24 protein-coding genes are annotated in these 23,861 nt (G+C 32.1%); 7 read left to right on the top strand and 17 right to left on the bottom strand.

Annotation, left to right across the window (positions count from 1 at the left end; translation table 11 throughout):
• Position 1: 1 nt before the first annotated feature.
• From ACEN2F_RS07720 to ACEN2F_RS07700, 5 genes are all read right to left on the bottom strand, one after another.
• Positions 2-1,354: an exopolysaccharide biosynthesis polyprenyl glycosylphosphotransferase gene (locus ACEN2F_RS07720; protein WP_441737626.1), complete on the bottom strand. Its 1,353-nt coding sequence runs from the start codon at positions 1,352-1,354 to the stop codon at positions 2-4.
• Positions 1,355-1,643: 289 nt separating this feature from the next.
• Positions 1,644-2,627 (bottom strand): UDP-glucuronic acid decarboxylase family protein, encoded by a 984-nt coding sequence (locus ACEN2F_RS07715; RefSeq protein WP_441737625.1) that lies wholly within the window; start codon positions 2,625-2,627, stop codon positions 1,644-1,646.
• Positions 2,628-2,673: 46 nt separating this feature from the next.
• The gene (locus ACEN2F_RS07710) at positions 2,674-3,813 is read right to left on the bottom strand and encodes a glycosyltransferase (RefSeq protein ID WP_441737623.1); all 1,140 of its coding nucleotides are present in this window, start codon (positions 3,811-3,813) and stop codon (positions 2,674-2,676) included.
• A gap of 6 nt (positions 3,814-3,819) precedes the next feature.
• A complete protein-coding gene (locus ACEN2F_RS07705; protein ID WP_441737621.1) occupies positions 3,820-4,845 on the bottom strand; it encodes a glycosyltransferase in 1,026 nt (341 codons plus the stop codon).
• Positions 4,846-5,364: a DapH/DapD/GlmU-related protein gene (locus tag ACEN2F_RS07700; RefSeq protein ID WP_441737619.1), complete on the bottom strand. Its 519-nt coding sequence runs from the start codon at positions 5,362-5,364 to the stop codon at positions 4,846-4,848.
• A gap of 507 nt (positions 5,365-5,871) precedes the next feature.
• Here ACEN2F_RS07700 and ACEN2F_RS07695 point away from each other — a divergent pair.
• The 4 genes from ACEN2F_RS07695 to ACEN2F_RS07680 all read left to right on the top strand — a co-directional run bounded on the left by ACEN2F_RS07695 (position 5,872) and on the right by ACEN2F_RS07680 (position 9,544).
• Positions 5,872-6,108 carry a hypothetical protein gene (locus tag ACEN2F_RS07695; protein ID WP_441737618.1) on the top strand — a complete coding sequence of 79 codons (237 nt, stop codon included), beginning with the start codon at positions 5,872-5,874 and terminating at the stop codon, positions 6,106-6,108.
• Positions 6,109-6,190: 82 nt separating this feature from the next.
• Positions 6,191-7,429: an oligosaccharide flippase family protein gene (locus ACEN2F_RS07690; protein WP_441737617.1), complete on the top strand. Its 1,239-nt coding sequence runs from the start codon at positions 6,191-6,193 to the stop codon at positions 7,427-7,429.
• Positions 7,422-8,324: a hypothetical protein gene (locus ACEN2F_RS07685; protein ID WP_441737615.1), complete on the top strand. Its 903-nt coding sequence runs from the start codon at positions 7,422-7,424 to the stop codon at positions 8,322-8,324. The genes ACEN2F_RS07690 and ACEN2F_RS07685 overlap by 8 nt, the downstream gene beginning before the upstream one ends.
• Entirely contained in the window at positions 8,321-9,544 is a 1,224-nt protein-coding gene (locus ACEN2F_RS07680) for an O-antigen ligase family protein (RefSeq protein ID WP_441737613.1), read from the top strand. Before ACEN2F_RS07685 ends, ACEN2F_RS07680 begins: the two co-directional genes overlap by 4 nt.
• Here the strand turns inward: ACEN2F_RS07680 and ACEN2F_RS07675 are convergent.
• From ACEN2F_RS07675 to ACEN2F_RS07635, 9 genes are all read right to left on the bottom strand, one after another.
• Entirely contained in the window at positions 9,485-10,654 is a 1,170-nt protein-coding gene (locus tag ACEN2F_RS07675; RefSeq protein ID WP_441737611.1) for a hypothetical protein, read from the bottom strand. The genes ACEN2F_RS07680 and ACEN2F_RS07675 overlap by 60 nt on opposite strands.
• 61 nt (positions 10,655-10,715) lie before the next feature.
• Positions 10,716-11,570, bottom strand: coding sequence for a dTDP-4-dehydrorhamnose reductase (gene rfbD, locus ACEN2F_RS07670; protein WP_441737609.1), 855 nt, complete (start codon positions 11,568-11,570; stop codon positions 10,716-10,718).
• Complete coding sequence (rfbC, locus tag ACEN2F_RS07665) at positions 11,564-12,115, bottom strand: dTDP-4-dehydrorhamnose 3,5-epimerase (protein ID WP_441737608.1); 552 nt, start codon at positions 12,113-12,115, stop codon at positions 11,564-11,566. The genes rfbD and rfbC overlap by 7 nt, the downstream gene beginning before the upstream one ends.
• 8 nt (positions 12,116-12,123) lie before the next feature.
• Positions 12,124-12,981: a glucose-1-phosphate thymidylyltransferase RfbA gene (gene rfbA / locus ACEN2F_RS07660; protein WP_441737606.1), complete on the bottom strand. Its 858-nt coding sequence runs from the start codon at positions 12,979-12,981 to the stop codon at positions 12,124-12,126.
• Between the two features lie 6 nt (positions 12,982-12,987).
• Positions 12,988-13,965, bottom strand: coding sequence for a hypothetical protein (locus tag ACEN2F_RS07655; RefSeq protein ID WP_441737604.1), 978 nt, complete (start codon positions 13,963-13,965; stop codon positions 12,988-12,990).
• 9 nt (positions 13,966-13,974) lie between these two features.
• The gene (locus tag ACEN2F_RS07650; RefSeq protein WP_441737602.1) at positions 13,975-15,654 is read right to left on the bottom strand and encodes a DUF6909 family protein; all 1,680 of its coding nucleotides are present in this window, start codon (positions 15,652-15,654) and stop codon (positions 13,975-13,977) included.
• A gap of 74 nt (positions 15,655-15,728) precedes the next feature.
• Positions 15,729-15,890: a hypothetical protein gene (locus ACEN2F_RS07645; protein ID WP_441737601.1), complete on the bottom strand. Its 162-nt coding sequence runs from the start codon at positions 15,888-15,890 to the stop codon at positions 15,729-15,731.
• Complete coding sequence (locus ACEN2F_RS07640) at positions 15,891-17,390, bottom strand: GH3 family domain-containing protein (RefSeq protein WP_441737599.1); 1,500 nt, start codon at positions 17,388-17,390, stop codon at positions 15,891-15,893.
• Between the two features lie 72 nt (positions 17,391-17,462).
• Positions 17,463-17,981 (bottom strand): peptidase, encoded by a 519-nt coding sequence (locus tag ACEN2F_RS07635; protein WP_441737597.1) that lies wholly within the window; start codon positions 17,979-17,981, stop codon positions 17,463-17,465.
• A 214-nt stretch (positions 17,982-18,195) separates the two neighbouring features.
• Here ACEN2F_RS07635 and tatA point away from each other — a divergent pair, with 214 nt between their 5' ends.
• Positions 18,196-18,369, top strand: a complete 174-nt coding sequence (gene tatA, locus ACEN2F_RS07630; RefSeq protein ID WP_441737595.1) for a twin-arginine translocase TatA/TatE family subunit — start codon at positions 18,196-18,198, stop codon at positions 18,367-18,369.
• A gap of 70 nt (positions 18,370-18,439) precedes the next feature.
• On the opposite strand, the gene ACEN2F_RS07625 is transcribed toward tatA, so the two are convergent.
• The gene (locus ACEN2F_RS07625) at positions 18,440-20,563 is read right to left on the bottom strand and encodes a Tex family protein (protein WP_441737593.1); all 2,124 of its coding nucleotides are present in this window, start codon (positions 20,561-20,563) and stop codon (positions 18,440-18,442) included.
• A 201-nt stretch (positions 20,564-20,764) separates the two neighbouring features.
• Between ACEN2F_RS07625 and ACEN2F_RS07620 the strand changes: the two genes are divergently transcribed.
• Complete coding sequence (locus tag ACEN2F_RS07620) at positions 20,765-21,346, top strand: hypothetical protein (RefSeq protein WP_441737591.1); 582 nt, start codon at positions 20,765-20,767, stop codon at positions 21,344-21,346.
• A gap of 218 nt (positions 21,347-21,564) precedes the next feature.
• Positions 21,565-21,834, top strand: a complete 270-nt coding sequence (locus ACEN2F_RS07615) for a DUF1294 domain-containing protein (RefSeq protein WP_441737590.1) — start codon at positions 21,565-21,567, stop codon at positions 21,832-21,834.
• Here ACEN2F_RS07615 and ACEN2F_RS07610 read toward each other — a convergent pair.
• Together ACEN2F_RS07610 and rpiB are read right to left on the bottom strand one after the other, a co-directional pair.
• On the bottom strand, positions 21,813-22,955 hold the full coding sequence (locus ACEN2F_RS07610; protein ID WP_441737588.1) for an ATP-binding protein: 1,143 nt from the start codon (positions 22,953-22,955) through the stop codon (positions 21,813-21,815). The genes ACEN2F_RS07615 and ACEN2F_RS07610 overlap by 22 nt on opposite strands.
• 129 nt (positions 22,956-23,084) lie before the next feature.
• The gene (gene rpiB / locus ACEN2F_RS07605) at positions 23,085-23,513 is read right to left on the bottom strand and encodes a ribose 5-phosphate isomerase B (protein WP_441737586.1); all 429 of its coding nucleotides are present in this window, start codon (positions 23,511-23,513) and stop codon (positions 23,085-23,087) included.
• Positions 23,514-23,861 lie beyond the last annotated feature (348 nt).

Raw genomic sequence — 23,861 nt, 5'->3', positions numbered from 1 at the left:
TCTAATAGGCTTTTTTATCCCCTTTTAAAGTATTGTATATAGTAATGAAAATAATCTTGATGTCTAATAAAATAGACCAGTTTTCCATATAAAATATATCAAATTTCACACGGTTGATAATATCCTCATCCGTTTCGACTTCGCCACGAAAACCTTTAGTTTGGGCAAGTCCGGTGATTCCTGGTTTTACAAAGTGGCGTACCATAAACTTATCAATTTTAAGGGCATACATTTGCGTATGACTAACCATGTGCGGTCTTGGACCTACAACGGACATGTCACCAAAAAGCACATTAAAAAATTGCGGAAGCTCATCAATGCTGGTTTTTCGCATAAAGCGTCCAATTTTAGTGACCCGAATATCATTTTTACAAACCTGATTTAAATGCGCTTCATCGTTTAATTCCATAGATCTGAATTTGTAACAATTGAATTCTTTATAATTTAATCCGTTTCTTTTTTGGATAAAAAACAAGGGGCCTTTTGATTCCCACTTGATGATAATTGCGAGGATTAAACTAAGCCAAGAAAGTAAACCAAGAATGACCACCATTGAAAATAGAAGGTCAAAAACCCGCTTTAATGTCTTGTTCAACGTGTCGTCGAGCAAAATATTTCTCAAGGAAATTACTGGGATATAATTGTAATATTCAAAGGTAAAATTCCGAGAAAGAATTTGCTTTTCGTCCGGAATAAACTTTAAAGTTTTCAAGTTATTATCCGCAAAATAGACAATTTCATTGATTTGATTTTGCGTCAAATCGCTCATCGAGCAATACATTTCGTCAATTTTATTTTCTAAGACAAAAGCGAAGCTCTCCCGAAGAATACAATTATTATCTTTTTGGAGGTTAAAAACACGTTCTAATTTGTATCCATAATCTGGATTTTCAGTAAAAAAGTGCTGCAATGGCTCAACGCTTTTTGGATTACCTAATAATATTACTGTTCTAAAATTTCCACCAAAAAGAACTCTGTATCTTTTTAGAAAGTAATAAATACATAATTTAATAATCAAAATTAAGAATAATGAAACCGAAGTAAATAGAATAATTCTTTGAAAACTAGAATTATCCGAATCAAAAAAAGCTAGGGCGAGACAGAAAAGAGTAAACAAAATCCCTTGTTTCAAGGCACAATTTAATATTGAGATCAATTTAGTATACCTGTAGACTTCATAAAACCCGAGCCTAGCCGCTATAAGAAACCAACTAATACTTATAAAAAGGGGATAAAAAAAGGTGTTCACAGGGAAATCCGTCAAGTATACCGAAAGTACATTGATAACAATCAAGTCTATTACAAATGAAAAAGGGCGAATATAGCCTGAATATCTTCCCGTTTTTGTTTTCACTATTTTATTTGATTAGAAAAGCCGCAATACTTTTCTTTTATTACTATAATTACACTGAGAGTTAGAAAACAACAGGTCTTTTAACGCTGTATTTTCTTGCCTAAAGTATACTTTTTAAAGCAGAAATAATATTGTAACTACTATAGTTTTATAAATGAGTTGCTTCGCAATAATGAAAAAACAATTAGGCACATAAAAATGGTTTGTTATAAATGAATATAAAATCAAACTAAGTGAGATAAAATTATATCAGAATATTCATCCCATTTTTAAACCTAAATTCTTATAATTAAGAGATATATTTTGAAAAATCCTTATGTTCTTCTTTGGATAATTCTTCTTTAGATAGCGATTTAAAATAATCATACGTAATCTTCATTCCTTCTGCGCGACCAATTTTAGCTTCCCAGCCTAATAAATTTTTAGCTTTAGTAATGTCCGGCTGACGCTGTAATGGATCATTAACAGGTAATGGATGGTATACTACTTTTTGATTAGTTCCAGTTAATTTTATGATTTCCTCAGCAAAATCCTTGATAGTAATTTCATCTGGATTACCAATGTTTACTGGATACACATAATCCGAATGCAATAACCTAAAAATCCCTTCGACCTGATCATCAACATAACAAAATGAACGTGTTTGCATGCCGTCACCAAAAATGGTTAAATCTTCTCCACGAATCGCCTGACCAATAAAGGCCGGAATAACACGTCCGTCATTGAGACGCATTCTTGGTCCATAGGTATTAAAGATTCGAACAATTCTGGTTTCTACGCCATGAAAGGTATGATATGCCATCGTGATTGATTCCTGAAAACGTTTTGCTTCATCATACACTCCTCTTGGACCTATGGTGTTTACATTGCCATAATATTCCTCAGTTTGTGGATGAACCAATGGATCTCCGTATACTTCAGAAGTAGATGCGATAAGAATTCTTGCGTTTTTTACTCTGGCTAATCCTAACAAATTGTGCGTTCCGAGTGAACCTACTTTCAGTGTTTGGATAGGAATTTTTAGATAATCTATTGGACTGGCTGGTGATGCAAAATGAAGTATATAATCTAAATTTCCAGGAACATGCACAAACTTCGTAATATCATGATGGTAAAATTCGAATTGCTCCAATTTAAAAAGATGCTCAATATTTTTTAAGTCTCCCGTAATAAGATTATCCATCCCAATAACAAAGTAGCCTTCCTTGATGAAACGGTCACAAAGATGTGATCCTAAAAATCCTGCGGCTCCGGTGATAAGTATTCTTTTCATAAATTAATTTGTAAATATCATTTGTCGAAAGCAAAAATAGTTATAATTATTGGGTTTGTTTTTTAAAATCCAAGACTGAATTCAGATGCTGATTATATTTCTCGTCTACGAATGATTTTATTGCTTCTTCAAAACGTTCCTTAGAAAATTGTAAGGCATTAGCCCTTATTACCTTTGGGTCAAATGTTTTGGTTTCAAAAACAGCAATAGCATCTTTGATCGTATCCACTTTTTGTTGGTCAAAAAATATTCCAGTTGTACCATTGATGATTGTTTCTAAAACACCTCCTTTTCCATAAGCAATTACAGGAGTTCCACATGCTTGCGCTTCAACTGGAATAATACCAAAATCTTCTTCGGCGGCAAAGACAAAAGCTTTGGCATTTTGCAAATATTCCTTCAATTGTACCTGACTTATATAGCCCACAACAACAATATTGTCTTTAGCAATTTTTTGAATTTTATCAAACTCTGGTCCTGTTCCAGCAACAATTAATTTCAAATTAGGCATTTCATTAAACGCTTCCACTATCAATTGTATTTTTTTGTACGAAACCATTCGGGAGGCGGTGAAATAATACTTTTCTTTTTCTTCTTTTAATGAAAAAAAAGTAGTGTCAACTGGGGGATAAATGACCACTGAATCTCTGTTGTAAATGTTTTTTATTCTCGTAGCAACATGATAAGAATTGGCAATGAAATGAGTTACTTGAGCTGCATTTGAAACATCCCATTTTCTAATTTTATTTAAAACATATTTAGCGTACATCCCTCTTAGGCCGCTATCTAGGCCAGAATCTTTTAAATATTGCTCCTTCAAGTCCCATGCATAGCGCATAGGGGAATGACAATAGCAAATATGCAACTGATTCTTGTGAGTACGAACTCCTTTAGCAATTGAGGATGAAGAACTGAAGATTAATTCATATTTACTCAAGTCAAATTGTTCAATAGCAGCTGGAAATAACTGCAAAAATTTGCGATGATTATTTTTAGCGGTGGGCAAATTTTGAATAAAACTGGTTGTCGTCCCTTTTCCATTTAAAATATAGTTGCGGTCTTGTTCATTCAAAAAATCTATTAAAGCAAAATGGTCAAAGTCGTTCCAAATTGCATTTAAGGAATGAATTACTTTCTCTGCTCCTCCATTTACATAATACCAATCATTAATTAAGGCTTTTTTCATAGAGAATTATTGTGCTATTTTTCGAATTAGAAAATAAATATAATAAGCATATTTTCCTAAAATAAAGTTACTATAAAATAACAATTTTGGTATCCAATGATGAAATAAATTTAGGCTCTTTAATTCCTGTTTTAGCTCCCTCAAAATATATTTATCTACTCCTACATTCATTTCAAAAACATGAAAAGCTTGTCTAATCATTAATTCTCGCCTTAAATCATCTACTAAATTGATATGGTATAGTTTGCCAACATCAGTACCAATAGCAAGAACTCCTTTCCACATGCTTGCTCGTCCTTTAGCAGAATAGGCTCCGGGAGTATGTACAATGCCATCTTTGGCGGATTCACCAAATAAAGGTGGATTTCCGGCTCTTCCCCCTACTGAAGGAAATGCTAAATAACCAATCCCATTTGCACAAAAAGCATGAGCTGCTAAATAAATCTGATAATAAAGTGTACCATCATATTTGTTAGTCGCCAATTCTTTTGCCCAAGGCGCGTTGATAACAAGACCACCAACAAAGCCGCAACTCCTAAATATAAACTTAGGAGAATCACCTGCTTTCAATATGGTTTCTTGATTAAAAATCCTGGAAATTCCAATAGGTTTATTGATGTCTAAATCAAATCGGATAAAAGGACGAGAAATTACATTAACATCTTTGTGCTTTTCACAAAAAGCAGCAATTTGTTGTAATCCATCTTTTAGAAATAAATCATCATTCCCAATCAGAATGACCCATTGGCAAAGAGCTATGTTGATTAATTTTCTAATATTGGCATCATAACCTAAATTAACTTCGTTTTCAATGTAATTTAAGCGAACATTTTTTTGATTAAATAACACCTGGAATCGTTTGGCAAGTCTTTGAATTTCATCTCTTTCCTTTGAAAAATCCTCACAAATTAACACTTCTTCCGGCAAAGTGTTCATGTCGTAAATAGATTGTAAGAGCTCTTGAAATTCATTTGGTCTGCCGTAAGCGGGAATGGCAATAGTGTATCCTTTTTGTACGTTATCTACTAACATTTATTGAATGATATTTATACATTTTGCAGGATTTCCAACAATTACAGCATTTTCAGGAAAACTTTTGGTTACAACTGCATTGGCACCAATTATAGCGTTTTTACCAATGGTTACGTTGGGCATAATCGAGACCCCTTCACCAATCCATACATTGTCCTCTATAATAACTGGTCCTTTTGATACTAAAGCTCTTCTATTTGGCGGTATTGCTAAGGATTCTAAGTTTGGTAATCCATGAAAATGATCCGTTATAAATACCTTACTGGCGATCATAACATTGTTGCCAATTGTTATTGAATTGATACAACCTATATGACAGTCGTAATTTATACTTACATTATTGCCAATCGTAATTTTAGGTTTAAAAGAGAATTGGTTGTGCTTGTCAAAGGTTTCCAGACGCAATCTTTCGAAACAGAAAAAATCATCTCCTATTTCGATATTTTGACCTCCGTGTAAATAAATTGGAGATTCAATATAAAAATTTTTACCACAGTTCTTGAAATTTCTCTTTACCATAAAAGAATATATTCTGTTTCTAAAATACCTTACATATTTTAAAAAAGAATACGATAAGAATAGACTACAAAAGGAAGCAAGAAGATCTGCGCAAATGATACCAATTTTTTTCATGATCTATCTAGATATATTACAATAAGTCCGTTTCACAAATGTATGTTTTAAATTGATATAACCCATTGGTATAATTGTTTAACAAAATACATCCAGTAGCGATTAGTACAGATTCTATTCCACTTTTGTGTTTGTTAAACAACAATCCTTTTTACAAAATGAATACAGCTATACAAATGAAAACTACATTTTAGTTCCAAATATTTTCTGAATTTTTTTTACTGTAATTGGCTTGTTTGTATTCAATTTTATAAGATTTCAAGTTAAAGAAATCCAAGTCCCTTGGTTTAGGATAGTTCTACAAAAAAAGCTTCCCGTGCAGATATTCCCTGTCTGATAATAATTTTGTATTCTGCTCTAAAAAAATTACATTTGGTTTAAAATGAAAAAAAAATGAAAAAAATATTTTTTAGTATTTGCATCGTTTCTTTATTAGCAGCGTGTCAAGAACCGTCAAAAGAAAAATCAGAAAAAGAAACATTAGGCAAATACCAAATGTCTGTCATACAAAGAACAGACAGTGGTGAAGTTTGTTTGTTTCTGTTAGATACGGAAACGGGCGAAGTGACAATGAGAGGTGATAAATCAGGTGCTTGGACATCACAAGGAAGTCCAGATGAGGCTCAATGAATATAATGCTACAATTTGACTTGAATATAAAAAGAACGGTAGTATCTCTCCTTAGATACTACTGTTCTATATCCTAACTACTGTGATTAAAAATGTCTTTCTGAGTTTTGGCATCAATTTTATCAACTTCTTATTTCCAGTTATTCTTATTCCTTTTTACATTCGTGTATTTGGAATCACTAATTACGGATTAATAGCGATTTGTATTTCATTAATCAATTATATTTCGGTCATAAACGACTACTCTTGGAATATTCTCGGACCAGCTAAAATAGGTCAAATTGGTCCAAACACGACTGCAGTAAACCACTACATTTCTACTGTAATCAATACAAAATTAGCACTGATTATTCCTTCATTCTTAGTACTTTTTGTTCTGGTTCAATTGTACAAAGACATAAATTCAAATACCATTTTATGTATTTCTTTATTCATCATGCTTTTTTCGAGATCCCAAAACTCCCATTGGATTTTTATTGGATTAAATAAAGTTATGGTCTATTTTGTTATTAACTCGATTTTTAAAATCAGTACCATCGTTATTGTATTATTGTGTATAAAACAAAGAGAATCTTTTCAGTATTTGTTTTTTATATTAGGTTTTTTTGACAGTATGATTTTTATATTTTCGCTTCTGTACTTGTATCTCAAATGTGATTATAAATACACACCTACCTCTCTTAAAAATATTTTTTTGGAGTTACAAAATGGATTTAAAATGTTCTTAACAAACCTCACTATTTGCTCGATATTAAATTCAGGAACATTGATCTTAGGTTTGTTTTTTGAATCTAAAATTATTGGTATTTACAGTGTAGCAGAGAAAATCATTATGCTTTGCAAGCATACAATAGGTGTTTTATTCCAAGGTATTTTTCCAAAAATAAGCAGATTAGGAGTCTCAAATCTCAAAGAATTAAACCACAATCTACGATTGATATTCAGATCGTATCTATTTTTATACGCATTGGGCACTTTACTGTTAATCGTATTTGCTAAAAAAATAATTCCATTTCTGAGCAATGAAAATATCGAAGAATCCAGTCGCTATTTGATACTTCTATCACCTATCCCGCTAATTGCTTCTTTAAATCAATCAGCATATATAACGTTAGTGCTTCATGAAAAAAAGAATATTTATTTCTCCGGTTACTTCATTGGATTACTTATAAATCTTAGTCTTTCCTTTATATTGACGTATTTTTTTAAGGTTGAAGGGATGATAGCAACACTAATAATTACGGAACTATTTATCACTATATTCTTAAATTACAACATCTTAACTCATAAATATTTAAATTTTTTCAACCATTATGATTAAAGTAGGATTTCTTGTTTCGTATGATTTTAAATATCTCTATCAATCCATTCCGTTAGTGTATACTGATGCAGATTTGATTGTGCTTGCAGTTGATAAAGATCGCCTTACTTGGAGCGGTAACCCATTGTACATTGATCCTGTTTTTTTTGAATGGATTAAAAAATTTGATATTCTAAAAAAAATAGTGATATATGAAGATACTTTTTTTGTGCCAGGAAATACTCCTGCTGAAAATGATACTCGAGAGCGGAATCTTTTAGCAAAAGCTATGGGCGATGGTGGCTGGCACATTCAAATTGATAGTGATGAGTATTTTAATGATTTCAAACAATTTACTAATTTCCTAAAAGAAAAAAACAATTTATTACAAGATCCAGAAAAAAAACCTGTTGAAATTCATGTACAATGGATTACTTTATTCAAAAAAGTAGAAGGTGGTTTTCTTTATATAAAAGACTCTTTAGACACTATTGAAGTAGCTACAAATGTGCCAAAATATAAATACATGAGAGCTCCGCGGCACTCAAAAAAAATAATAACAAAACACATTTTATTACATCAATCTTGGGCCAGAGATGATGACGAAATTTATACTAAAATAACTAATTGGTCGCATCGTGATGATTCTGATAATTTAGCTTTTTTTGAATTTTGGAAAAAAATAAACCTTACCAATTATAAAGAATTTACCAATTTGCATGAAAATGATCCTACAAAATGGAACTCTTTAGGCTTTATTGCAACAGATCAAATTCACTTGCTAAAGTTAGATATCAGTTCCTTAGATTTATTAAAATTAAAACTCAAAAAGAAACTCATTCAATTTATTAGAGAAAACCTATCTGTTAGTCTTCAAAATAATATTCGGGATATTTTTAAAAAATTGGTAAAATGAAAATCGAAACTAAAACCATTCCCTACCTGATTGTATTATTGTATCTTTTTGCTTTATCAACAATTATTTATTCTTTTGAAGCCATACAATCTGCAGTAATTATAACTACAAGTATTTTGATGCTTTTGCAAATTCGAAGCGGAAATTCATTTTTTAAATCTGAAATGACTTCTTTTTTAGTCTCGTTTTTTATTATTTGTGTTATTGGGCTTTGGTATTATGGTCCTAAAACTATAACAATGTTGGCTAATGCCATGCTGCTTTTTGTTATACCATTATTTAGTGTTTATCTATATCAATTAAACCGTTTTCTGGAAAACAAAGCAAAAATAATCCTCACGTACTGCTATTCTATTGGATTACTTTGCATGTACATTGTTGGTTACTACATTAAAGACATTCCTAATCACAAGTTTAACTGGTATTTTGCCAGATTTAATATCGAGAACCACCTTCATTTTCACGGAACCTACCTCAGCCTTTGGATTGGAGTAGCCATACTGTTTCTAATTGACTTTTTAATAAAAAAAAAGGAATTAAAAACATATTTCGCTTGTAGTTTAGTTTTTTTGATGACTTTTTTGCTTGCCGGATTAATCATTATAAACGCTCGGATGATTTTGTATTCTACACTTTTTTTAAGTGTTCTTTACTATTATTTTTATTATTACAAAACCAAAACTTTGGGAAATAAGAAAAAATCTTTTTTTTATTTGATTGCCTTAGTGTGTTTCATTCTTTTTCTATCCCAGCGTTACGTTGAGGATATAGCATTTCTGTATAAAAACACGCTATCAAATACCTCCAGATACACCATTTGTTATTGTTCATTACAAACTATTTATGACTCCATTTTACTGGGTATGAATCCAAATAGTATTCAAAACAATCTCAATGCTTGTTATGAAAATTATGGTTTTCTTGAATTATCAAGAGCCAATATAAATTCACACAATCAATATTTAGATTTTTTTTTAAAAGGGGGTATACTACTTTTTATTTCCTTTATATTTACTTTGGTGGTGAAATTACGTCATTCCTGGAAGCAAGAAAATTATCTTTATTTTTCAATCACCTTACTATTCACTTTTGCCTTTGTTACAGAAAACATTCTCGTTAGACAATATGGAATCTTTATTTATGTGTTTTGTGATATAATATTATTGGGAGGTGTTTTGTCTGATGAAAGTCATAACGGTAATAAAATAAAAAAAAGCTAAAGTTGGAATTAACAAAATACAACCGTCACTTAAACAAACAAATAGGTAAACCAAAATACCTATAAAATAACAATAATTATTATTTTTTGTCTTTAGATATAAATAAATTGGTGTGAAAAAAGAAACACAAAACAAGAATAAACCCATTAAACCAAACTGTTTAAATATCGATAAATATACAATTTCCTCTATTACACGATACACTCCACTTCCAAAAAAGGTGATTTCATTTGTTTTTCTTATCTGTAAAATACGGCCTCCTAAATTAGAATCTAAAATGAATCCAGATAGCGATCCATACTGAAAATACCGTGTCATAATAATTGCTCCTAAGAGTAGCAAAATCAAGCCTCCAAGAAGGTATATCTTTACTAGTTTTACGAGCTGATTCCTGTACAAAAACAGAAAATAAAACATCAATCCAATCCAAACTGTTCTTGATAAAGTTAATAATAAAGCAAGAACAACAAGGAGAATTTGTGTTTTTGAATTCGTATTTTTATAAAAGACAGGAAATAACATTAAAGTACAAACACCAAATATATTACCATTATTATATGTAGAAATTAATTTACTTACGGAGCCTCGCTGATTGAATTTAGAAGTGTCTAACTCTCCTAAATCAGCAACATTTACAGTGATATATGGAATTTCTAAAAAATGACCCGTAATCTGTTTGTACATAAACAAGAAAATCCCGTAAATTGAAATTATCAAAACCGCTTTACTTAAAATGGTTTCTATGTAAGCGCTTTTAATTTTAACTAAAAAAGAACTTAAAAAAATATAAAACAGTAACGGTAAAAAAACAAAACTAACATAAAAAGAAATTAAATTGCCAAACGTACCTGTATAGCCATTTATCAGGAGATGAATAGTGAAATAAATCACGAACGGCAAGGTAGCAATGTAAGCTATAAACGGCTTATTCATCACTGTAAATTTGTATCTATTTAGGATAATAAATACCGATAATAGCATCAAAAATCCAAGATACAAATATCCCCAGGTTATAGGAATTCCAGCAATTTTAAAACCTCCTTTAGGAATAATAATGACAAGTAAAACTGCAAGAAAAAATAATAATTCTCTCAACTTTGTATTAGTCAATTTAATTACAAAAACATTCCTCATTACCTGTGATGAACCATTAAATATTATGATTTGAATACTAAAAACAATTTCTCAAACTTTCCTCCCATGTTTTGATGGCAATCCCAAAAACCGTTTTAATCTTTAATTTTTCTAAAACACTAAACTTAGGCCGTTCTGCGGCAGTAGGATAACTTGTCGATGATACTGGCTGTAAATTAATATTTGTGTTTGTGTATTCGAATATTTTCTGTGCAAAATCAAACCAGCTGCAATAACCTTCATTACTGAAATTATAAACTCCATACCTGTTTATTTCTGGACTTTCAATAGTCTTTAAAATAATTTGTACCAAAGCATGTGCTAAATCAATTGCATTAGTTGGTGTTCCTATTTGATCATTCACAACAGATATTGAATCTTTTTCCGCCCCCAACCGCAGCATAGTTTTCATAAAATTACTGGCAAACTGCGAATATACCCAAGAAGTCCTAACGATAAAATATTCGTTTAGAACTTTTTGAATAGCTTTTTCTCCCTCTAATTTAGTTAGGCCGTACACACTTTTGGGATTTGGAGTATCATCCTCTGCGTAGGGTGTTTTTTGGGTACCATCAAAAACAAAATCTGTTGACACATGTATTAATTTTGTTTTAAAATCCCTACATACTTCTGCCAAATTTCGGGCTCCAATCACATTGATTGCTTCTGCTTTTTCGGGCTCACTCTCAGCTTTATCAACTGCTGTATATGCTGCTGTATTAATGCAAAAATCAGGTTTTACTTTTGCAAAAACAAGCGCAATAGCTTCTTTTTGTGTAATATCAAGGGCTTTAGAATCACAAAAAACAAAATCAATTTGAGGATAATTTTCTGCAATAAATTGCAAGGATTGCCCTAATTGTCCATTGGCACCGGTCACAAGAACTACCATGTTTTTTTTGCGTTTGCTAAAGTTGGTAATATTTGGTCTTTCTCCGAAATAATTAATTCGGCTTCTGGAAACTGCCAATCTATATTGAGCTCCGGATCATTAAATAAAATCCCGCCTTCCGATTCTTTATTATAAAAATTATCGCATTTATAAAAGAAAGTGGCAGTTTCGCTCAATACTAAAAATCCATGAGCAAAACCTCTTGGCACAAAAAACTGCTTTTGATTATCCGCTGAAAGAGATATTGCAATATGCTCTCCAAATGTTTTTGATTCAGGTCTAATATCAACTGCAATGTCTAAAACTTCACCATGTAATACCCGTACCAGTTTTGCTTGGCAATGGCTTCCGGTTTGATAATGCAATCCGCGTAGTACTCCTTTTGTTGAAAAAGACTGATTATCCTGAACAAAATGAACGTCCTGCTGGACTCCTTTTTGAAAAGTGTTCTCGTTGAAACTTTCCATAAAGTAACCTCTTTCATCTTTGATGATTTTAGGTTCTATAATGTAACATCCATCGAGTTTGGTAGGTATAAAATTCATATTTAAATTTAAATAATGTCTAATAAATGTGTTCCGTAACCACTTTTTAATAAGGGCTCGGCTATTTTTTTTAATTGTTCAGCATCAATGTAACCCATTCTATAAGCAGCTTCTTCAATAGAGCCAATCTTCAGTCCTTGGCGCTCTTCAATGACTTGAACAAATTGAGAAGCCTGCATTAAAGAATTAAAAGTTCCCGTATCAAACCAGGCAGTTCCTCGATCTAAGATGCTGACTTTTAGCTTTCCTCTTCGTAGGTATTCCTTATTGATATCGGTAATTTCTATTTCTCCACGGGGACTTGGTTTTATATTGGCAGCAATTTCAACCACATCATTATCGTAAAAATAAATGCCGGGAACAGCATAATTTGATTTGGGCGCCAGAGGTTTTTCTTCAATAGAAAGCACCTTCCCATTTGTATCAAAATCGACAACGCCATAGCGCTCTGGGTCATTTACATGATATGCATAAATAATACCACCATCCGGATTATTATTAGCTTGTAATAAATCTGACAATCCGGTTCCATAAAAAATATTATCCCCTAGAACCAGCGCTACTTTTTCTGTTCCAATGAATTCTTTTCCAATTATAAAGGCTTCCGCCAACCCATTTGGGTGCTCTTGAACCGCATATTCAAAACGACAGCCAAGTTTAGAACCATCACCAAGTAGTTGTCTGAACAATGGCAAATCATGAGGTGTCGAAATAATAAGGATTTCCCTTATTCCCGCCCACATCAATGAGGAAAGCGGATAGTAAATCATTGGTTTGTCATAAATGGGCATCAATTGTTTGCTTACAGCTAACGTCAACGGATGCAACCGCGTTCCTGAACCTCCCGCTAGTATTATTCCTTTCATAAACTATTATTTATTGTATTTTGCTTTAAGTTTTTGATAAAATTTAAGCAGCATAGAACTGATTAAGAATATAAAAATCAGTAAAAAAGGAAAAATAAATTTCAACTTTCCGTTAATTGATTTTACATTTTTAATATTAGTTACCGAACTGATATCTTTAATAACTTTATCAAAATTGATGTTTTCTAACCTATTATTTCCTTGTTCAATAATTAGGTTTTCTTTGGTTTTAATAATATCATTCAATTGTAAATTTTCGTTATAGTAAACAAGATTATTATTGGATCTTTTTGAATTTATATTGTATTTGTTCAAAAGTCCATCTATCTGCTTTATAATAGAATCATTCTCTTTGATTTTGATTTTGATATTTTTCAAGTTTTCTCTTTGTATTTTCGAATAATACTCGGAGTTATTTAAAAACCGCATCAAGGGATTGATAAGCCCTTCAGTTGTCACTAATTTAGAAGAACTTATTTTAAGCGAATGAAATGGATAATTTTTACTAGTCAATTTATTCAACATTGCTTTGCTTAAACCTCCATCTTCAGCAATTAATTTGATAAGATCTAATCGCTGTGAATCATTACCTACAAACTTATAAACATCAATTATAGGTTCAATTTCAATTTTTTTTATTTCGGGAATATCTTTAAAGCCTAATACTTTTAAAAAAACAGTATCTTTTTCTGTAATTTTAGAATTCAACAAAGTAATCTTGGAGTACAAATAATCATTTGAACCAAAATTGGGCATTACTATAACTTCATGTTCGTAAGAAACCCGATTGTTATCTAAAAACACACCTGTACCTAATCCTAAAAAAAGTAAAATTAACAATACAATACCATTTCTTTTTAAAAATAAAAACCCTTCAAAAAGACTTAAAAAAATACTATCTACAAAATCCCCTATTTTTTTGGAAATTTGTATCAAATCAATTTCTCGATCCTCCTCCGGGATATTCGGCAAGTTTGTGCTCATAGTATCTTGTTATTTTACGTTGAATATTTGTTCTAATATTTTAATCGTAATTAAATACGTTGGCTTTACACCTGTTGTACCCAATCCACCTGAAGCCAATGTGCTTCCCGTTTCCAGTGGATTATCAGAGGCATAATACGCATATCTTACCTTCACATCATGTGGGACACTTTTTCTGATTTTTGATGCAGATTGTATCGCTTTTTGATAATACGAACCTTCCATTTCTAATCCGATAACCCCCCAAGTTGATTCATGGAAAAATTTCAATAAATCTCTGTTCTGCAATGAAGTTCCTAAAACAGTAACCATGGGTCCTGCAAAAACTGAAATGTCATTTCCTTCAAACATTTCAGCAGTTAATTCATTTTCGAAAAAATAATTATCTGCTGTTCCTTCGTTGATGTGTGCATTTGGAATCATAATATCTCCTTTTCCGCCTTCCAGAATTCCTGCTTTTCCCATAATAGAAACTGATTCAACATTCAAAAAAGTATCTTTTTTAAATGGTTTCAGCAACTCATCAATAGTTTCATACGCTTGTTCCCCAAAAGCATAATCCATCACAATCAATACTGGCTTTTTATCTCCGGTATTTGCCTTTGGAAAAGAAGTTTTTGCCCAATTCATTTTGGCAGTATCAAAAATCTGAACATCAATATTTGTTCCTGATGTATCCGGTAACGAAATCATTCCGTGTTTCAAAGCTACTGCCGTGACTTGGTTTCGAACTTCATTTGCACCTGATTTACTCAATTCCTCATAAATAAAGAAATCTGATTTGTCATTGAACTTGGTTTTCAGAACTTCAGTGGCAAAAATAGAATTCATCACACTGTGCATATTGGCACTAATAACGTGAATTGGGCGATCTAATAATTGATTTTCTTCTAAAACTTCTTTAATTTTTGTTGCCCAAATTTCCCCATGAATATGGTGTCCCAATCGCTCTCTTAAAATAGGGCTAAAGGTGATCGTTCTCTTATTATCATCTACAATTTCCTCAATGGCGAGTTTTCCTAACCAAAATATGACATGCAAGAAACGATCTGGCGCAACAGCTGAACCAAAAGCATCATATATATCTAACACCTCCGCAAATGTTCGTCCTAGAATATTGGCAGCGTGCGAAATAGCTTTCTCTTTTTCTACCAAAGTCAGTTTTTTCTTTTGAGAAACCGCTTGTTCCAGTTTGAACCAATCGCGGGAAACCTCACCGGCATCATCCAGTAAAACCCTGTTTCTAATTTTGTGTGATTCGATGAAAATAAACGTCAAATGCGTCAAAATATCATAAATATCTGAGCGTCCTCTTGTAATCTCCACATTCATCTGCTCCTCATCAATTCTGTAACAATTACGGCGTCTTTTTGGCGGTACAATTGCCTGAAAATGCGATTTAGAATACCCCTCATCTGATGTTAAATTGATAAATCTACATTCTTCAATTCCTACCGGAAGACGCTCTATAACATATAAAAGTCCGTTCAATTCTACTTTTTCTTCGGCTATATTTCCATAAATTTCTGGTCGTAATGCTAATAATGCTTCGCGAAGCGTATCACCTGAAATTCCCATAGGTTTGTAAAATCCTCTATTAAAAAGGTGACGCATCGTAATGTACATTTTTTCAATTGCTGCCGATGATTCTTGCGCTCTGGAGCGTGATATATTTTTTGTTTCTTTCATTTTCTAGTTATTTTCTAACGCCCAAATGTAGTTTTTTTATATTGTAGTTTGTTACCGTAATTTTAGCTGCTAATTCAACTATTGTTCTCAGATGTTGTTCCTGAATTCTCATTTTCTGCGCAAATACTAACATAGGGAATGGGTTGATTTTTGTCATCAACTACAAAACCTTTGATTTGAGCCGTAATCGAGAAACAAGTTAAAAATAATAATACCCAATATCTATTTTCTTTCATCTATTCTCTTTTTAACAAATCCACAATTTTTCTGTCATTGGAGAGTCTCGGAATTTTATTTTGTCCGCCCAATTTGCCAATCGATTTCATATAATTCTGAAAACCATTTTTTACCACTTTGGTGACAATCACTTTTTGCAGCACTTTGCCTACAATCAAATCATCGTAATACATGTTTTGTTTTCGCATCGCATTGTCCAGCGCTTCCGCAAAAGATACACTGTCTTCCGGTTCGTTTTCAAACTCAATAAACCATTCATGATACGGCAATCCTACTGCAGGTGTAATTTGCGGTGCCACGGTGAATTCATTGATTTGGATGTTTGTACCAATAATTGCTTCCTGCAAAGCACTTTCCACTTCTTTGCCAATTACATGCTCGCCAAAAGCAGAAATATAATGTTTGATTCTTCCCGATACAATTATTCGGTATGGTTTTAAACTCGTAAACTGTATGGTATCTCCTAAATCATAGCCCCAAAGACCAGCATTTGTTGAAATAATTAGCACATAATTCACATTCAATTCTACCTCTCCAATAGTATACCTTTTGGGTCCCGAACCGTCAGTATCAGTAAAAAATTCATCTGATTTTATAAATTCATAAAAAATTCCAGCGTTCAACAGCAATAACATTCCGCGTTCTTTTTGTGAATCTTGGTACGCAAAAAACCCTTCCGAAGCCGGAAATAATTCAATACTATCTACTTTTCTACCGATTAGATTTTCAAATTTAGCACGATAGGGTTCATAATTTACCCCTCCAAAAATAAATAAATTAAAATTTTTAAAGAGTTCACCCACAGGCTTACCTCCTTTTAGATGTAGTTTTTCAAAATACATTTGTACCCACGATGGTATTCCTGAAATTACAGTCATATTTTGGTCAAATGTTTCTTCGACAATTGCATTTACCTTAGTATCCCAATCTTCAATACAATTAGTTTTCCAAGACGGCATTCGGTTTTTCTGCAAATAACTAGGAACAAAATGGGCTACTATTCCAGATAAACGACCAAATTTTATTCCGTCTTTCTCTTCTAAAACTGGGCTTCCCTGCAAGAAAATCATTTTTCCATCTACAAAATCAGCATTGCCAGTTTCATGAATATAGTGTAAAATTGCGTTTCTGGCGGCTTCAACATGAAACGGCATCGATTCCTTTGTGAGCGGAATATATTTAGCCCCAGAAGTAGTTCCAGAAGTTTTAGCAAAATATAAAGGTTTCCCTTTCCAGAGCACATCAGCACTACCTTTCACTGCTTGATCGATATAAGGCTTTAATCCCTCGTAATCGCGAATAGGAACCTGTTTTGCAAAATCAACAAAATTTTTAATTTGGTCAAAATGATGGTCAACACCAAACTGTGTTTTCTTTGCTTCTTTTATTAATTGCAAAAAAACTTTTTTTTGAGTTTCAATAGGATTATTGGACCAAGCTTGTGTTTTATGGTAAATTTTTTGTGCAAATATTTTTGCTGCAATCGATTTTATTGACATTTCTTACTTCTGATTTTAATTTTTTTGAGTCTTATGAAAACACTATTTCTTAGCGTAACTAAAAAACTGTTTTTACTTTTTTAGAGGTTGGCTTTTTCCTTTTTTAGCGGATGAAGGGGTATTTACATTTTTCTCCTCCTGATCAACTTGTTTCCGCAATTCTAATTCTTGTTTAGATGCCGATAAATCTACTGCTGCTGTTTCATCTGCTACTTCAAGAATGGAATCTTTATTAAATTTAGCATATTCTAACTCTCCGGTTAACACTTTTTGAATGGATTGAATATAGGCTTCGTTATGCTTTAATGCGTTTGACAAAGAATCTGATTTCAAAGCCAATTCCATGGCATCTCTTTTTAATTTTGAGGAAGAATAACCTGGTATAAACTCTCGTAATGGAGTAAAAGCAATAATAAAGGTAGTGACAAATGTAATGATTATAGCTCCCAAAGTAGCAACAACAAAAACGTTCATTAAGGTAAGCTTCAGTGAAAATGTTTCTTCAAAAGTATCTTCATTTAGAATAATTAAACGTCTTTTATTAAATAAATTTTCTTTTAATTTCTTTCTTTTTAATCCTTTATTAGGCATGTTTTTTTGATTATTAAACAAATATACCAATAATTGTCGTTGCTTGTATTCCCTTTTATGGGATCGTATTTCTTAATCTTATGTTTGTTTTTAATAAATTTTTAACGTTTTTTAAAATAAATAAATGAATTTAAAAGAGTTTGTATTAATTAATTCTGTATACCTTTGCCTATAGGTTTATTACAAATTTGCTTCGGCAATAAATTATTCAATCATGGGAAGATTTGGAGTTACAGAAATCCTTATTATATTGGCGGTTGTTTTATTACTTTTTGGTGGTAAAAAAATCCCTGAACTAATGAAAGGCTTAGGAAGCGGAATCAAAGAATTCAAAAACGCGGCCAAAGAAGATCAGCCAGCTGATAAAAAAGAAGAACAAACAAAGTAAAAATTAAAATTTCAAATTTCACACTATACAGTTTGAAATTTGAAATTTTTTTTTGCAATGAATGGCCCTTTTACAAAACCATCGTCAACTGAATTCTCTTTCGATCCTCATCGACTTCCGTTACTTTGACCTGAACATGTTGGTGTAATTTGACTACTTCATTCACATCGCTAACAAAACCTGCTTTGAGTTGAGAAATGTGAACCAAGCCACTTTCTTTAACTCCAATGTCTACGAAACAACCAAAATTAGTAATGTTATTGACAATTCCAGGCAAAATCATTCCTGTTTTAACGTCTTTTATCGTCTTTACATCGGGATCAAATTCAAAAACTTTAGCTGACTTTCTGGGGTCTAATCCTGGTTTTTCTAGTTCTTTGATAATATCTTTCAATCCTAATAATCCTATTTCTGTGGTGATGTAATTTTCTGGTTTTATTAAAGTGGTTTTCTCTTTATTAGCAATCAAATCATGTACTGTCAATTTCAAATCCTTTGCCATTTTTTCTACAATTCCATACGCTTCGGGATGAACTGCCGAATTATCCAACGGATTTTTTGCATTTGAAATTCGGATAAAAGCAACGCCTTGCTGATACGCTTTTTCACCCAAACGCGGTACTTTTTTAAGTTGTTTTCTATCGGTAAAAGGACCGTTTTCTGAACGATAATTTACAATGTTTTCAGCCAGCTTCTCTCCTATTCCGCTCACATAACTCAACAAATGTTTGCTCGCTGTGTTTATGTTTACACCCACCGAATTCACGCAACGAATCACCGTACTGTCTAATTCTTCCTTGAGTTTGGTTTGGTCCACGTCATGTTGGTATTGGCCTACGCCAATAGCCTTCGGGTCAATTTTTACCAATTCAGCCAATGGATCACTCAATCTTCTTCCGATAGAAACCGAACCTCGAACCGTCACATCATAATTAGGAAATTCATCTCTGGCGATTTTAGAAGCAGAATAAACCGATGCTCCTGCTTCAGAAACAATAAAAACCTGAACGGGTTTATCAAAAGCTATTTTCTTTATAAAGAATTCGGTTTCACGTGAAGCGGTTCCGTTTCCTATTGAAATTGCATCAATTTTATAGGAATTAACCATCGAACGAATTTTTTTTATCGCCATCGCTTCTTCTTTTTGAGGCGCATGCGGATAAATAGTTTCATTGTATAGCAAATCGCCTTTTTCGTCCAAGCAAACAATTTTACAACCGCTTCTAAATCCTGGATCAATGGCCAAAATTCTTTTTTCACCCAAAGGCGGCGCTAACAATAACTGCCCTAAATTATTGGCAAAAACCTGAATAGAATTGGCATCAGCCTTAGCTTTAGCCTCCTGCAAGGCTTCATTTGAAATTGCCGGATTCAGCAAGCGTTTGTAACTGTCTTCTATAGCTAATTGTATGTGTGGCGTAGTTTTATTTTGACTTTTTAAGACTAAAGCATCAATAATATGATACGCTTCATCGATATCAACAGCAACTTTGAATTTAACGAATCCCTCATTTTCGGCGCGAAGCATTGCTAATAATCTGTGTGAAGGTGCTTTAGTCAGTGGTTCTGACCAATCAAAATATTGATTAAATTTTTGCGCTTTTTCATCTTCTTTTTTTGTTTTAACCACTTTAGTCGTAATAGTGGCTTTGCGTTCGTACAAACGTCGGAGTTGTTTTCGAACATAAATATTTTCATTAATCCATTCGGCCATAATATCTCTGGCGCCTTGTAAAGCAGCTTCTTCATTTATGACATTTGTATTCAAATACTGAGTCGAAATAAAATCGATATCATCATTATTTTGTGCCATAATCATTTTTGCCAACGGTTCTAATCCGTTTTCACGAGCAGCATCGGCTTTAGTTTTTTTCTTCTTTTTGAATGGTAGGTATAAATCTTCTAATTCTTGTAAATCGAAACTTTGATCAATTTTTTTAGTTAATTCTGGGCTAAGCACATTTTGTTCCTGTATTGATTTTAAAATTGCTTGTTTGCGCTTTTTAATACTTTCGAATTCTTTTTGGAATTTAGCAATCTGTTCAATAAAAACTTCATCTAAATTACCGGTTTTATCTTTTCGATACCTCGAAATAAACGGAATTGTACAATCTTCTTGTAATAATTGAACGGTATTTTGAATGTTTATTGCTGCAGTGGCAACATGTTGTTTGATGTAATCAATGTTTGTCATAATACTGACCTTTTAGGCGGATATGGATTTTATAAAAAACAAAAATACATTGTTTTTAATTATTTTTGAGTTTATGTGAAATTTATTTAATTTTTAATAATGCGAATAATTAAATTTTTATTAACTTTATAAGTCCCTGATTTACAGATATTATAACCTACTAACTATGAAAAGTAAGTAAATAATTAATACCTCACAAATATGGAAACTACTACTATTAAAAGTATTTTGTTGATCACATTAGCACTGACACTGTTATCATTTGAATTACCTTCTGGCTGGTTTAAATCCGGGAGTGCACCAAACAGTTATGACATGAGGATTGACAAAGGAGCTGGTTATGATGGCAAAAACGCAGCGACGATTCAATCTATAACGCCTAATATTGATGGATTTGGTACACTTATGCAAAGTTTTGCAGCCGATAAATATTTAGGTAAAAGAATTAGATTTTCTGGTTATGTAAAAACTAAAGATATTGCCGAAAAAGCTTGCTTCTGGTTGCGCGTTGAAAAAGCAAATTCACAACAAATTTTATCGTTTGATAACATGAATAACCGTCCCATTATTGGCACAAATGAATGGAAAGTATATGAAATTGTAGTTGATGTTCCAATAACTGCCTCAAAAATTTCATACGGAGCTTTAGTAAAAGGAACTGGGCAAATCTGGTTTGACAATTTGAACTTTGAAGTTGTCTCTAATTCTGTAGCAGTTACTGGGAAAAAGATTGAAAAAACTGAAAAGATCATTGAACCCTCTAATTTAAATTTTGATAATTAGGAATTGCTTTCAAAAAGCTATTTACGGTTATAAAAAAGTTCCTGTCTTGACTAATTAATTTTTCAAGACAAGAACTTCTTTTACAAATATATTTATTGGAAATTAGAATACTTTATACTTTTGAAATACATTTTAGTAATTATATTCCGTACAGACGATGCTGTTTAGTAATATTTGCTACTGCTAAAGCACTACCTTTGAGTCAAAAATCTTTTTTTATGTCTTTTTTGATTTGGTATTTTACGCTCATTAATTTAGTTGCTTTTTCTATAATAGGAGTAGATAAGAAGTTTGCTGTTGAGCAAAAATGGCGAATTTCAGAACGTCTCTTATTGCTGGCAAGCGTTATTGGTGGAACAATTGGTTCTGGGCTGGCGATGCTTTTTTTTAGACATAAAACTTCAAAAATGTCTTTTTTATGGAAGTTTTTTTTAATTGTGTTTTTACAGGTTTTTGTAGTATATTTCTATGTTATAAAATCTAAATAATTACTCTTACTAATTACTTCAAAGGTAGCTTCGGGATACGCTTTTGCGAAAGCAGCAGGAACTTTCACCTTTTTAGTTTCATTCCACTTAAACTCAAATCCCGCAAGTGCGTCGCCCTTTTCTTCAAGCCAGTCCAATTCTTGCTGATCATAAGTGCGCCAGAAATAATTATTGGTTTTTGTTTTAAGGTAATTTTGTTTTTTAACACGTTCAACTGCCAAGTAATTTTCCCATAAATCACCCACATCTGTTCTGGAATCCAATCGATTAAAATTATTAATGATGCCGTTTCTGATGCCATTATCATAAAAATACCAACGACTGGATTTAACAATTTCTTTTCGAAGATTGCGACTAAATCCTTCAACTTTGAAAATAATAAACACTTTAGAAAGTAAATCTAAATAATTTGCCACTGTATTTTTAGACATTTGCAATTGATTTGCTAATTCCTGCAACGAAACTTCTTTTCCTAACTGATGCGCTATCAAACGTAGTAAATCGTATATTTTATCAGCATGTTTTATGCCTTCAAAAACTAAAATATCTTTTAGTAAATACGAGTTGATAATTTCATACAAATACTCTTTTTTTTCCTCCCAATCAGGATATTGAAGCAGCTCCGGATAACTTCCAAAGAGTAATCGCTCCTCTAATTTTTCTGTAGTTTGCTTGTAATTTTCGTATTGCGAATATTCCATTTGTGCTATTGGAAAAAGGTACAAAGTGTTTTTTCGACCTACCAATGGTTCGCCAAGATTGTTGTTTAAATCAAATATAGAGGAACCTGTAGCAATGATTTTTATTCCTTCAATAGAATCTACAATTAATTTGAGAATAAGTCCAATTTCTGGAATCGTTTGGGCTTCGTCTATAACCAAAACGTCAATATTATTTAATAATCGCTTGTAATTCGCAACGGAACGTTCTTTGAGTAAATTTGCATCATTAATATCTTCTCCGTTTAGTTGCAAATAACTTCCATCAGGAATAGTATGAAGATAATTTTTTAGTAATTCGGTTTTTCCAACACGACGAGCACCAAGTAAAATCAATACTTTGTTAGGAAGTACTTTTTTACCAAAATCTTGAAACAATGCTCTTTTTAAATAATTTTCCATGCTATTTGATTTAGAAATCTAAACCAAATATAATCAAAAAATAGTAATTCAGTCAACGTACTGACTGAATTAATGTAAATTCAGTCAGTACGTTGACTGAATTAATGTAAATTTAGTCAATAAAAAATTCTAACAAGATATTTTATCTACTCTATTTTGGTGTCTTCCACCTTCAAATTCTGTGTTTAAGAAAGCTTCAACCATTTCTACTGCTTGCGGAATCGAAGTAAAGCGAGCCGGAATACTAATAATATTTGCATCATTATGCTGACGTGCTAAAACTGCAATTTCTTTCATCCAGCAAAGAGCCGCACGAACTTTAGTTTGTTTGTTGACTGTCATTGAAATTCCGTTTCCGCTTCCGCAAATAACAATTCCAAAATCAGCTTTTCCCTCAGAAACATCCATTGCAACAGGATGACCAAAATCAGGATAATCCACGCTTGCCGTTGAATCTGTTCCGTAATTTGTTACTTGATATCCTTTTGATTGAAGCATTTCAACGATTGCTTTTTTATAATCCGGACCGGCGTGATCATTTCCTATAGAGATTTTCATGATAAATATGTTAGTTGTATACAGCAAATTTAAATAAAGTAATCTATTAAGATGAATTTAAATAACGCTTCTTTATTAGATTTTTTTGATTACAATATACTTTCAAAAGTAAAATTAACATAAACCGCTGTAACTATCAGATTACTAAATAATTAATAGTTATCAACAATTTTATTTAATGTATAAATAGCTGTAAATCAATGAAATTTATTTATTTAAAATGTTAAAAGTTTACATTGTTAATAGCGAAACGCAATTGCTTGATATTCAGTTAACTTTAAATTAACATATAATGTTCATAACTTGATATAGAATCTTAGAACTATTTTTGGGTTTTGCTTAAAATAA

The sequence above is a fragment of the Flavobacterium sp. W20_MBD1_R3 genome, assembly GCF_052119725.1.
Lineage (GTDB): Bacteria > Bacteroidota > Bacteroidia > Flavobacteriales > Flavobacteriaceae > Flavobacterium.
The sequence above is the reverse complement of the archived record's forward strand: the minus strand, read 5'-3'. Positions and strand labels throughout refer to the sequence as shown.